This is a genomic window from Streptomyces sp. NPDC002690 (genome assembly GCF_053592415.1).
On sequence record NZ_JBSFVR010000263.1, the window covers coordinates 1 to 10,662 of the forward strand.

Sequence of the window (10,662 nt, forward strand, 5' to 3'; positions counted from 1 at the left end):
CGGGGCGCCCGGGGAGCCGGCGGGGCTCCCCGGGCGGCCCGGCGCGTCAGGCCAGCCCGCGCCGCGCCACCGCGGGCGGCCGGTGACCGGCGATCGACGCGACCATGTCCAGCACCTGCCGGGTCTCCGCCACCTCGTGCACCCGGTACACCTGGGCCCCCAGCCACGCCGACACGGCCGTGGTCGCCAGCGTCCCGATCACCCGCTCCTTCACCGGACGGTCCAGGGTCTCGCCGACGAAGTCCTTGTTGGAGAGCGAGACGAGCACCGGCCAGCCGGTCGCCGTCATCTCGTCGAGGCGCCGGGTGGCCTCCAGCGAGTGCCGGGTGTTCTTCCCGAAGTCGTGACCGGGATCGATCATGATCCCGTCCCGGCGCACCCCGAGTTCCACCGCCCGGTCGGCCAGCCCCAGGGTGACCCGCAGGATGTCCGCCATCACGTCCTCGTACTCCACCCGGTGCGGGCGGGTACGCGGCTCGGCGCCGCCCGCGTGGGTGCAGACCAGCCCCGCGCCGTAGCGGGCGGCGACCTCCGCCAGCTTCGGGTCCACCCCGCCCCAGGCGTCGTTCAGCACGTCGGCACCGGCCTCGCACACCGCCTCGCCCACGTCGTGCCGCCAGGTGTCCACGCTGATCACCACGTCCGGGTGACGGCGGCGGACTTCCGCGACGAAGCCGACCGTGCGCCGGGCCTCCTCCTCGGCGGAGACCTCCTCACCCGGTCCCGCCTTGACGCCGCCGATGTCGATGATCGCCGCACCCTCCGCGACCGCCTGCTCGACCCGGGTGAGCGCCGGCTCGTCGAGGAACGTGGCGCCCTGGTCGTAGAAGGAGTCGGGGGTCCGGTTCACGATTGCCATGATCACCGGTTCGTGCGGACCGAATTCCCGCCGCCCCAGCCTGAGTGGACCGCTTCGCATCCCGTGTTCCTCCTCGTAGATCGCCCCTGGGGGTCTCGTCCGGATCATGCCGGACGGCCACGGGCCGTGCGGACGCGAACTCGGGACCGGGCCTGTGAGTACCTGTGCGGATCCGGCACGATCCGAACCAAGAACCCTAACCGCCAGTCCCGCATGACACGATCGGACCCGGACTGATTCCCGCCCTCTGGGGAGGCGCACGTGTTCTTGTTCCTGCTGCTCGCGATGGTCGTGGTCGTCGGGGCGGTCACCCTTGCCGTGGTCGGCGGAGGTGACCGCGGGGTGCTCCTGGACACTCCGCCCGAGTGCCTCACGGACCCGTTGCCGGTGACCCGCCCCCTGGTGACCGCCGACATCGAGAAGCTCCGGCTGCCGATGGCCGTACGCGGCTACCGCATGGCCGACGTGGACGAGGCGCTCGACCGGGTCGCGGCCGAACTCGCCGAGCGCGACGCCCGGATCGCCGACCTGGAGTCGGCGCTCTCCGGGGCCCTCTCCCAGGGCGCACCCGGAGCCGACTTCCGCAAGCGCTCCTTCGGCCAGGAGCCGGGCGGCGACGAGGGAGGGGCGCGATGAGCGACGGAGCCCAGCCAGGTCCGGACGGGGCGCTGCGCTGCCCCTGGGGCCTCAGCACCGACGACTACCTCGCCTACCACGACACCGAGTGGGGGCGGCCTGTCCACGGCGACGACGCCCTCTTCGAACGCCTCTGCCTGGAAGCGTTCCAGTCCGGCCTCTCCTGGCTGACGATCCTGCGCCGCCGGGAGGGCTTCCGCACCGCCTTCGCCGGATTCCGGATCGCCGAGGTCGCCCGGTTCACCGACGCCGACAAGGAGCGGCTCCTCGCCGACGCCGGCATCATCCGCAACCGCGCCAAGATCGACGCCACCCTCGCCAACGCCCGGGTGCTCGCCGGGTGGGCCCCCGGCGAACTGGACGAGCTGATCTGGTCGCACGCCCCCGACCCGGACACCCGGCCCGCCCCCAAGACGCTCGGGGACGTCGCGGCGGTCACCCCGGAATCGACGGCGCTCGCCAAGGCGCTGAAGAAGCGGTCCGTGCGTTTCGTCGGCCCGACCACCGCGCACGCCCTGATGCAGGCGTGCGGCCTGGTGGACGACCACCTCGCGGACTGCGTGGCGCGGGGTGCCACCGGCTGACATCCGTCGGGGACGGCCCCGTGTGGTGAGGTCTGGCGTCACTGATGCGTGCGGCAAGGAATTTCGGCAGGCCTTCCACGCGGCCATCTTCACGGGGAAGCCGCTTCGGCAGTCAGGCGGCTGTCCGTATGAGGATGGCGGCGAGGTGGAGTGCGGCCTGGCAAGCGATGGCGAGCTTGTCCGTTCTCAAGCTTGTCCGTTCTCAAGGCCGATACGACAAGACCGCCACCGGCCACCAGGCGGCACTCCACCTCGCGGGCATCTTCATCTGGTCCGCGCGTCGACTCGAAGCCGCCCTCGGCACAGAATGATCGTGTGCTTCCTCCTCGACTGCTGTGGTGCGATCCTCGGCCCATTCCCCGGTTCAACCGTCAGGAACCGGTGACACTGATCGTCCGGGACCCCGGCTTCCACGAGCCGACGGACGAGGACGACTGCGAGGTGTTCTCCTACTTCTGCCAGGCGCATGACCGCTTCTACCAGCGCGAGGCTTGCGGGGAGGGGCCGCATCTCATCGCTCTGCACTGTGCGGAGCACGGGCTTGAAAGCATGTGGCCACAGCCACTCACGCTCATGTTCCCCGCAGGTTTTGAGCCGCCGCTCAGCGGGGTGCAACTCAGCCGGCTGCAAGCAGAGTGGGATGCCGCCCGACCATGATCCGAAAGAGACGCCGAGAGGCCACTTCCCGAGAAGCCACGTCCCGAGGGATCACTTCCCGAGGTAGCGCGGCTTCTCCTTGGCGAGGAACGCCTTCACCGCGATGGTGTGGTCCTGCGAGGCGCCCGCCTTCGTCTGGAGTTCGTCCTCCTTCTCCAGCGTCTCGGCCAGGGTGTGCCCCGCGCCGTACGCCAGGGACGCCTTGAGCGCCGCGTAGGCCACGGTCGGCCCGTCCGCCAGCGCGCGCGCCACGGACGCGGCCTCGGCGGCGAGGTCGGCCGCCGGGACGACCCGGTTGACCAGACCCAGTTCGTAGGCCTGGGCCGCGGTGATCGAGCGCGGGAAGAGCAGCAGGTCCGCGGCCCGGCTCGGCCCGATCAGCCGGGGCAGCGTCCAGGACATCCCGGAGTCCGCGGTCAGCGCGACCCCCGCGAACGAGGTGTTGAAGGAGGCGGTGTCGGCCACCACCCGGTAGTCGGCGGCGAGCGCGAAGCCGAATCCGGCCCCGGCGGCGACCCCGTTCACCCCCGCCACGACCGGCTTCTCCATCTCCGTGATGGCCAGCACGATCGGGTTGTAGTGCTCGCTCACCGTGCTCAGCGCATTGCCGCCGCCGGTCTCCTGCGTGGTGACGAGCGAGGCGATGTGCTCCTTCAGGTCCTGGCCGACGCAGAAGGCGCGCCCGGTGGCCGTGAGCAGTACGGCGCGTACCGAGGAATCGCCGGCGGCGGCGCGCAGCGCGTCCCGCAGGGCGACCTTGGCCGCGGTGTTCATGGCGTTCATCGCGTCGGGCCGGTTGAGGGTGATCGTCGCCAGTCCGTCGCTCACCTCGTAGAGCACGGTGCTCGCCAGTTCGTCGGCCATGGTGGTGTCCCCTCGCTGTCCAGGTTCGGTGCTCGCCAGGCAAGCATGGCCGACGCCCCGCCGGGCCGACATGTGACCTGCGTCTAACGATTGGCTCTCACCTCGGGCCGCGAGGGGGCGAAGTATCGCAGTCGGATCGCCGAATTGGGTGGTTTTGGTGGTGTGCGTTGTGCAAGCGATGCCGATCGATGTTGGTCATCGGGGTGTCGCATGCGGGATAATGACCTGGAAGCAATGTGTTCGATGCCGGTGAGGCAGCGCCTGTCATGGGGCCGCCGGTTGCGATTGAGCTGGTTTCAGGAAGGGGAACGAGCATGGCGGCCATGAAGCCGCGGACGGGCGACGGCCCGCTCGAGGTGACAAAGGAGGGGCGGGGCATCGTCATGCGAGTTCCGCTCGAAGGCGGCGGTCGGCTCGTTGTCGAGCTGACGCCGGACGAGGCAGACGCGCTCGGCGACGCGCTCAAGAAGGTTGTCGGCTGACCTTCTGCGCGCCCACACTTCACTTCTGCCCCGGCACGGATTTCCGTGCCGGGGCAGAAGCGTGTCCGGGGCAGGGGCAGGGGCTTACGGGGGCGGGCCGGGCGGCCGGGGGCTCGCGGTACCGGGCCGGGCGCCGGACGCGTCCCGGTGCGGTCAGCCGCGCCGGACCGCGCAGAGCAGCCCGTCGCCGACCGGCAGCAGCGTGGACATCAGCTCCTGGCTCTCCCGTACCGCCCGCAGCAGCTCTCTGATCCGCTGGACCTCGGCGGGCTGGGCCGCCGCGTCGACCGTACGGCCGTCCGCGAAGACCCCCTCGAAGCAGACGACCCCGCCCCGGCGGAGCAGACGCAACGATTCGGCCAGGTACTCCAGGCTTTCCAGCCGGTCGCCGTCGCAGAAGACCAGGTCGTACCCGCCGTCCGCGAGGCGCGGCAGGACGTCCAGCGCGCGTCCGGGGATGAAACGGGCCTTGTTGGCGGCGTAGCCCGCCGAGCGGAACGCCTCGCGGGCGAACTGCTGCCGTTCCGGCTCGGGATCGACCGTGGTCAGCACCCCGTCGGGGCGCATCCCGTTCAACAGGTAGATGCCGGACACGCCGGTGCCCGTGCCGATTTCCGCCACCGCTTTGGCGTCCGCCGCGGCGGCGAGCAGCCGCAGCGCGGCGCCCGTGCCGGGGGAGACCGAGCGAATCCCGAACGACCTGGACCGCTCGCGGGCCAGGTACAGAGCCTCGTCCTCGGGGACAAAGGCGTCGGCGAACGCCCAGCTCGTCTGCCGGTTGGCGGTAATGACCCTCTCCTGTCCCCGTAGTTGGCGCAACGGTGACTGTATCCGCTGCGCAGGGGAACCCGCAGATGGGACCGGACGTTGGGGAGGGAGAGGGGAAAGCGCCCGAAAGGGGGCCCGCGGATCGGGCCCACCGGACAAGCGCAAGCAGGCCCCGGGCATGGTCCCGACCCCTCCGAAAAAGGCTTATACGGAGCTAACGGGCGAGGTGGCTATGGTAGGGGCTCCACTGGACACCACCAGAGCCGACAGGGGAGGTGCGGCTGCGCCTGGGGATCGGGGAGGAGCGCTGCGGCGCTTTCTCAGGTCGGCGGGTGAGCCGAAATCCGTGACCAACAAAGCTGACCGTTCTTCCAACGATTCCGCAACGACCGCGACCTTCGCCTCCGACACGGAATCCCCGGCGTGGACCCCGCCCTCATGGGAAGAGATCGTCAGCACCCACAGCGGTCGCGTGTACCGACTCGCGTACCGGCTGACGGGCAACCAGCACGACGCGGAGGACCTCACCCAAGAGGTGTTCGTCCGCGTCTTCCGGTCGCTGTCGACGTACACCCCCGGCACCTTCGAGGGGTGGCTGCACCGCATCACCACCAATCTCTTCCTCGACATGGTCCGCCGCAAGCAGCGCATCCGCTTCGACTCCCTCGGGGACGACGCCGCCGAGCGGCTGCCCAGCCGTGAGCCGTCGCCGCAGCAGGCGTTCAACGACACCCACTTCGACGCGGACGTGCAGCAGGCGCTGGACACCCTCGCACCCGAATTCCGTGCCGCCGTAGTGCTCTGCGACATCGAGGGTCTGAGCTACGAGGAGATCGCGGCGACCCTCGGAGTCAAGCTGGGCACCGTGCGGAGCCGCATCCACCGAGGCCGTTCGCATCTGCGCAAGGCGCTCAAGCACCGGTCTCCCGAAGCCCGCGCCGAACAGCGCTCCCTGGCGGGCGCCGTCCTCGCGGGGGAGGGCGGAACGACGTGACACCCACAGGCCCCACCCCTGCCGAGCAGCACCTGGGGGACCGGCTCGCCGCCCTGGTCGACGGCGAGCTCAAACACGACGCCCGCGAACGCGTCCTGGCCCACCTCGCCACCTGCGCCCGCTGCAAGGCGGAAGCGGATGCCCAACGGCGGGTCAAGTCCGTGTTCGCGCAGACGGCTCCCCCCTCACCCACCGAGGGCTTCCTCGCCCGGCTCCAGGGGCTCCCCGGCGGTACCGGCACCGAGGACGGCTTCGGGCGTGGGCCCTTCGGCCCCGACGGCCGGCCGGTGGACGACTTCCGCCTCCCGACGGGCCGTCCCCCCGGCCGCCGGACGGAGAAGGTCCCCTCGCCGCTGGACGGCTTCGGATACCTCCCCACCGCGCACGGGCCGGGCGCCGTCCTGCCCGGAGGCCCGGGCGGCTCCGCCTTCCGCATACACGAGGTGGCCCGCGAGGCCGACCGCTCCCCGTGGCGCAGCCGGCGGTTCGCGTTCGCCGCCGCCAGCGCCGTCTCGTTGGCGGCCATCGCGCTGGGCGGTGCCGTCCCGGTGGGCGACGCCTTCGACGTCTCCCTGCGTGCCGAGGGCGCCGGGTCCACCACGACCCCGCTCGACGCCGACGCACGCGCGGCGAGCGGAATCGCCGCGGCCAGCCGCGGAAGCTCCCAGGGCGGCGCGCTCTCCGTGGAGGACCGTTCCGGCAGCACGCCCACCTACACGGCGTCCTCCGCCCCCGCGGGGCTCGCCACCACCGGCACCCGGCCCCTGTCGGGCGCTCAGTCCCTGCCGGGTACGCAGTCCCTGTCCGGTACCGGTACCGGCACCGAGACCCTCTTCGGGACCGGGCAGGAGTACACGCAGCCGACGAGGAAGGTCTCGCTGGCCTCCCTGATATGCCCCAGCACGGCGTCTCCGCTCCTCGCGCCGCTGTTCCCCGCCGCGGCGGCGCAGCCGGGGACCACCGCGTCCGCCACACCCGCCGCCCCGTCCCCGTCCGCCTCCACCACGCCGCTCTCGGCGCTGCCGTCGCCGCACCAGGCGCTGCGCTGACCACCCCACGCCGGTCGTCCGGCGTGGGAACGGCACCTCCCCGCTCCGCCCGGGCGGCCCGCACGGGCCGCCTCCCCGCCGGCTCCGTCCAACCCGCCCAAAACCTGGTTGAATTCCGCTCGGAGCGCTCCGGGGAGGGCGTGCGGAGGCCATGTGCGGGGAGAGTATGGACCAGGGAAAGCCCACCGGACCGAAGCCGAAGTGGTGGAGCCGTCCCGAGACGGGACCCGCCGCCGACACCGTGGGCTCACCCCCGCCCCTCCCGCCGGCCGCCCCTGAACAGCCCGCGCCGATCGCGCCCGTACCCGCGCCGGAGCCCTTGCCGGCGGTCACGGACGGGCCCGCGACCGCCGTACCGGAGGTGCCCGGGCCCCGTACCCACGGCGCCGCGCGCCCCCTGCACGAACCCGACGAGTACAGCACCCCGCCCTACGGCGGCCCCGGCCCCTGGGCGCCCGCGCCGCCGGTCCAGCACCCGGCCGCGACCCCCGCGCACGGCACCGCCGTACCCCCGGCGTACGGGGCGGCACCCGGTGCACCGCACCCGGCCGCACCCCACGGGTCGCAGGCCGCCGGGCAGCAGACCGCACCGGGGCAGGTCCCCGCGCCCGGCGCGCCCTGGCTCCGGTACGACCCGTGGGATTCCGCGCAGCAACCGCTGATCCGGACCGCCCCGCAGCACTCCGGAGTCATCCCGGCGGCGGGCCGCAAGGGCGGCCGGCGCGGGTCGCTCCTCGTCGGGGCCGTACTCCTCGCGGTGGTCGCGGGAGGCATCGGCGGCGGGGTCGGCGCGTACGTCGAACGGAACGGCGGCCTCACCACCGTGCACCTCCCGCAGGCCGCCGCCGCGCCCGCCGGCCGCGCGCCGGACAGCGTGGCCGGGATCGCCGCGAGCGCCCTGCCGGGCGTGGTCACGCTGCACGTCAGCGGCGACGAGGAGTCCGGCACCGGAACCGGCTTCGTCCTCGACGACCAGGGCCACATCCTCACCAACAACCACGTCGTCGCGCCCGCCGGTTCGTCCGGCGACATCACCGTGACGTTCAGCGGCGGTGAGAACGCGCGGGCCGAGGTGGTCGGCACGGACAGCGGGTACGACCTCGCCGTGGTCAAGGTCAGCGGGGTGTCCGGGCTGAGCCCGCTGACGCTCGGCAACTCCGACAACGTCGCCGTCGGCGACCCGGTCGTCGCCATCGGCGCCCCGTACGACCTGTCGAACACCGTCACTTCGGGGATCATCAGCGCCAAGCAGCGCCCGATCACCGCCGGCGGCGAGGAGGCGGGCGCCACCGACGTCAGCTACGTCGACGCGCTCCAGACCGACGCGCCGATCAACCCCGGCAACTCCGGCGGCCCGCTCCTCGACGCCCGGGCGCAGGTGATCGGCATCAACAGCGCCATCCGCGCGGCCGACACCGGAGCCACCGGGGCCGGTGCCCAGGCGGGGTCGATCGGCCTCGGGTTCGCCATACCGATCAACCAGGGCAAGCGCGTCGCCGAGGAACTCATCAACACCGGCAAGGCCACCCACCCGGTCATCGGCGTCACCCTGGACATGGAGTACACGGGCGACGGGGCGAAGGTGAACACCCGGGGAGCGGACGGTTCCGCCGCCGTCACCGAGGGCGGCCCGGGAGACCGGGCCGGTGTGCGGCCCGGGGACGTCATCACGGCGGTGGACGGCGTACGCGTCCACAGCGGCGAGGAGCTCATCGTGAAGATCCGCGCCCACCGGCCGGGCGACCGGCTCGGCCTGCGGCTGACGCGCGGGGGTAAAGAGCTGTCCATGACTCTGACGCTGGGGTCCGCGACAGGCACCTGATCCGCGACGCCGTGATGGGATGTCCGATCATGAGACCCGGGCACTGCGTGACGAGGAACCACATATCGGTGTGGAACGAACGCGCGCTGCCCCCGGTCTCGCGGCAGGTCACCCTCCGGTCGGTGCTGCGGGGTTCCCTGCTGCCGCTCCTGTTCTGGGCCGCGATCATCGGTGCCGTGTCTGTCCGGGCCCCGTTGGTGGCGGCGGGCTTCGGCGGGTTCTTCGCGGTGTCGTTCGCCGTGCGGTTCTGGCGCCGCCGCAGGAGGACCCACACCGTGCGGTGCAGTCTCTACGGGGCGCTGGGCGCGGTCTTCGCCCACACCGTCGACGGATGCTGAGGTGTCGCGGCGGAAGACGCCCGCCGCCGGGGCGCCCGGGGGAACGGCTTTCCGGGCCGCTCGGGCGGCCGGTGCGATCCGGGCGGGAGCCCCTGGAAGTCGTCCGGAGCTACCGTCCGTACAGTTCGGCCAGGTACGGTTTGCACGGCCGGACTTTTCGGCCCTGCCGGTGGGAGACCACGCGACGAACACGCGGAGCACACGAGGAGCGGCAAAGTGTTCAATGACATAGGCGCACTTGAGCTGCTGACTCTCGGGATTCTCGCCGTCCTGGTCTTCGGTCCCGACAAGCTGCCGAAGCTCATCCAGGACGTCACGCGCACGATCCGCAAGATCCGCGAGTTCTCGGACAGTGCCAAGCAGGACATCCGCTCCGAGCTGGGCCCGCAGTTCAAGGACTTCGAGTTCGAGGACCTGAACCCGAAGACCTTCATCCGCAAGCAGCTCATGGACGGCGACGACGATCTCGGGCTCAAGGAGATCCGCGAGAGCTTCGACCTCCGCAAGGAGATCACCGACCTGACGGACGCCGTGCAGCACGGCCGTGAGAGCGTGACCGCCGTGGCGTCGTCGACCGCTTCCGACGTCGGCGCGCTGACGAAGTCCTCGGCTGCCGACCCGCTGGTGAAGAGCGCCGCCGACCCCCTGAAGAAGGTCGCTCCGGCCGCCGCGGACGACCGTCCGCCGTTCGACGCCGACGCCACCTGAGGCCCGTCCTTCCCGACTCGTCCGGACGGTATGGCTATTCTCCATCTGTCCGGTTGCGAGGATGCCCGAGCCCGCGGGGGGCGGGCCGCTCCGGATCTGAGAGATCGAGGAGGCGGCCGGGCAGATGGAGACCACGAGTCGGGTTGACACGGATGGCACGCCCAGCACGGACACCGCGGCGGCGGAGGGGGTGCCCTCGGCCCGGCCAGCGGTCGTCGAAGGCTATCTGCAGGCGTCCTTCCCCTGGTACGCGCTGGACGGGGCGTACACCGGACCGCGCCGGCTGACCCAGGTCGGCCGCGCAGCGGACGGTACGGTCCAGCACGGCGCGATCGGCCACGGCGACGAGCCGCTGGCGCGCCCCGACGCGGGCCCCGAGAAGGAGCGGTTCGCCGTCGTGGTGACCGTGGCCAGCAGCCCCGTACGCGGCAGCGGCGACGGCACCGGGACGCTGGAGGCCACCACGGTGTCCACGGCGGCCTGGCTGGCCGGCTCCGGACTCCTCGCCTGCACCTGGCCGCAGCAGCTCGACCACGGCCTGCGCGACGACTGGCTCGACCAGCAGACCGAGATCGCGTTCGAACTCGCCGACGAGCTGGACGGGGCGCCCTGGTCGACGCTCTCGCTTCCGGTGGACGGCGTGCCGGTCGAGTTCCACTACCGGGAGTCCGAGTTCGGCTGGGTGCTGGCCGGGTCCGCGAAGGGCGTGCACCTCGGTGCGTACGGGCGGGGGATGAGCGCGTACGGGCTCGGCTTCTCGGCCGTCGAGGACGTCGCCGCCTACGCCTGAGCGGTACGCGGCACGACGAAGGAGCCGGGCGGGGCGGGGGGGCGCGGGCGGCCGGGCCCGGCTCGGGGGCTCACTATATTGGTATAACACAACGAAAAAAACCACAAAACA

At 72.1% G+C, this 10,662-nt stretch carries 13 protein-coding genes; 10 read left to right on the forward strand and 3 right to left on the reverse strand.

All coding sequences use genetic code 11. From position 1 onward, the window contains the following. Positions 1-46: 46 nt before the first annotated feature. Complete coding sequence (gene folP, locus ACWD3D_RS26425) at positions 47-919, reverse strand: dihydropteroate synthase (protein WP_451463288.1); 873 nt, start codon at positions 917-919, stop codon at positions 47-49. A 201-nt stretch (positions 920-1,120) separates the two neighbouring features. Between folP and ACWD3D_RS26430 the strand changes: the two genes are divergently transcribed. From ACWD3D_RS26430 to ACWD3D_RS26440, 3 genes are all read left to right on the forward strand, one after another. Continuing rightward, a complete protein-coding gene (locus ACWD3D_RS26430) occupies positions 1,121-1,495 on the forward strand; it encodes a DivIVA domain-containing protein (protein ID WP_451463289.1) in 375 nt (124 codons plus the stop codon). Further along, the gene (locus ACWD3D_RS26435) at positions 1,492-2,079 is read left to right on the forward strand and encodes a DNA-3-methyladenine glycosylase I (protein WP_451463290.1); all 588 of its coding nucleotides are present in this window, start codon (positions 1,492-1,494) and stop codon (positions 2,077-2,079) included. Before ACWD3D_RS26430 ends, ACWD3D_RS26435 begins: the two co-directional genes overlap by 4 nt. Before the next feature lie 381 nt (positions 2,080-2,460). After that, positions 2,461-2,736, forward strand: coding sequence for a hypothetical protein (locus tag ACWD3D_RS26440; protein ID WP_451463291.1), 276 nt, complete (start codon positions 2,461-2,463; stop codon positions 2,734-2,736). A 51-nt stretch (positions 2,737-2,787) separates the two neighbouring features. On the opposite strand, the gene chcB is transcribed toward ACWD3D_RS26440, so the two are convergent. Further along, positions 2,788-3,600, reverse strand: coding sequence for a 2-cyclohexenylcarbonyl CoA isomerase (chcB, locus tag ACWD3D_RS26445; RefSeq protein ID WP_451463292.1), 813 nt, complete (start codon positions 3,598-3,600; stop codon positions 2,788-2,790). Between the two features lie 314 nt (positions 3,601-3,914). Between chcB and ACWD3D_RS26450 the strand changes: the two genes are divergently transcribed. After that, positions 3,915-4,082, forward strand: coding sequence for a DUF3117 domain-containing protein (locus tag ACWD3D_RS26450; protein WP_003966491.1), 168 nt, complete (start codon positions 3,915-3,917; stop codon positions 4,080-4,082). 153 nt (positions 4,083-4,235) lie between these two features. On the opposite strand, the gene ACWD3D_RS26455 is transcribed toward ACWD3D_RS26450, so the two are convergent. Then, positions 4,236-4,901, reverse strand: a complete 666-nt coding sequence (locus ACWD3D_RS26455) for an O-methyltransferase (protein ID WP_451463293.1) — start codon at positions 4,899-4,901, stop codon at positions 4,236-4,238. A gap of 181 nt (positions 4,902-5,082) precedes the next feature. On the opposite strand from ACWD3D_RS26455, the gene sigE reads away from it, so the two are divergent. The 6 genes from sigE (at position 5,083) to ACWD3D_RS26485 (ending at position 10,551) form a co-directional block, all read left to right on the forward strand. Further along, positions 5,083-5,844 carry an RNA polymerase sigma factor SigE gene (gene sigE / locus ACWD3D_RS26460; RefSeq protein WP_451463294.1) on the forward strand — a complete coding sequence of 254 codons (762 nt, stop codon included), beginning with the start codon at positions 5,083-5,085 and terminating at the stop codon, positions 5,842-5,844. Beyond that, entirely contained in the window at positions 5,841-6,893 is a 1,053-nt protein-coding gene (locus tag ACWD3D_RS26465) for an anti-sigma factor family protein (RefSeq protein WP_451463295.1), read from the forward strand. The genes sigE and ACWD3D_RS26465 overlap by 4 nt, the downstream gene beginning before the upstream one ends. A gap of 166 nt (positions 6,894-7,059) precedes the next feature. Next, positions 7,060-8,715, forward strand: coding sequence for a trypsin-like peptidase domain-containing protein (locus ACWD3D_RS26470; RefSeq protein WP_451463296.1), 1,656 nt, complete (start codon positions 7,060-7,062; stop codon positions 8,713-8,715). Between the two features lie 68 nt (positions 8,716-8,783). Beyond that, complete coding sequence (locus ACWD3D_RS26475) at positions 8,784-9,053, forward strand: hypothetical protein (RefSeq protein ID WP_451463297.1); 270 nt, start codon at positions 8,784-8,786, stop codon at positions 9,051-9,053. 216 nt (positions 9,054-9,269) lie between these two features. Next, positions 9,270-9,761, forward strand: a complete 492-nt coding sequence (locus ACWD3D_RS26480) for a sec-independent translocase (protein ID WP_451463298.1) — start codon at positions 9,270-9,272, stop codon at positions 9,759-9,761. 124 nt (positions 9,762-9,885) lie between these two features. Further along, positions 9,886-10,551: a hypothetical protein gene (locus tag ACWD3D_RS26485; RefSeq protein ID WP_451463299.1), complete on the forward strand. Its 666-nt coding sequence runs from the start codon at positions 9,886-9,888 to the stop codon at positions 10,549-10,551. Positions 10,552-10,662: the final 111 nt, after the last annotated feature.

Coding starts and splice junctions, on each gene's coding strand:
- ACWD3D_RS26435 (WP_451463290.1), top strand. CDS start 1,492: ATGAGCGACGGAGCCCAGCCAGGTCCGGACGGGGCGCTGCGCTGCCCC.
- sigE (WP_451463294.1), top strand. CDS start 5,083: ATGGTAGGGGCTCCACTGGACACCACCAGAGCCGACAGGGGAGGTGCG.
- ACWD3D_RS26485 (WP_451463299.1), top strand. CDS start 9,886: ATGGAGACCACGAGTCGGGTTGACACGGATGGCACGCCCAGCACGGAC.
- ACWD3D_RS26450 (WP_003966491.1), top strand. CDS start 3,915: ATGGCGGCCATGAAGCCGCGGACGGGCGACGGCCCGCTCGAGGTGACA.
- chcB (WP_451463292.1), bottom strand. CDS start 3,600: ATGGCCGACGAACTGGCGAGCACCGTGCTCTACGAGGTGAGCGACGGA.
- ACWD3D_RS26470 (WP_451463296.1), top strand. CDS start 7,060: ATGGACCAGGGAAAGCCCACCGGACCGAAGCCGAAGTGGTGGAGCCGT.
- folP (WP_451463288.1), bottom strand. CDS start 919: ATGCGAAGCGGTCCACTCAGGCTGGGGCGGCGGGAATTCGGTCCGCAC.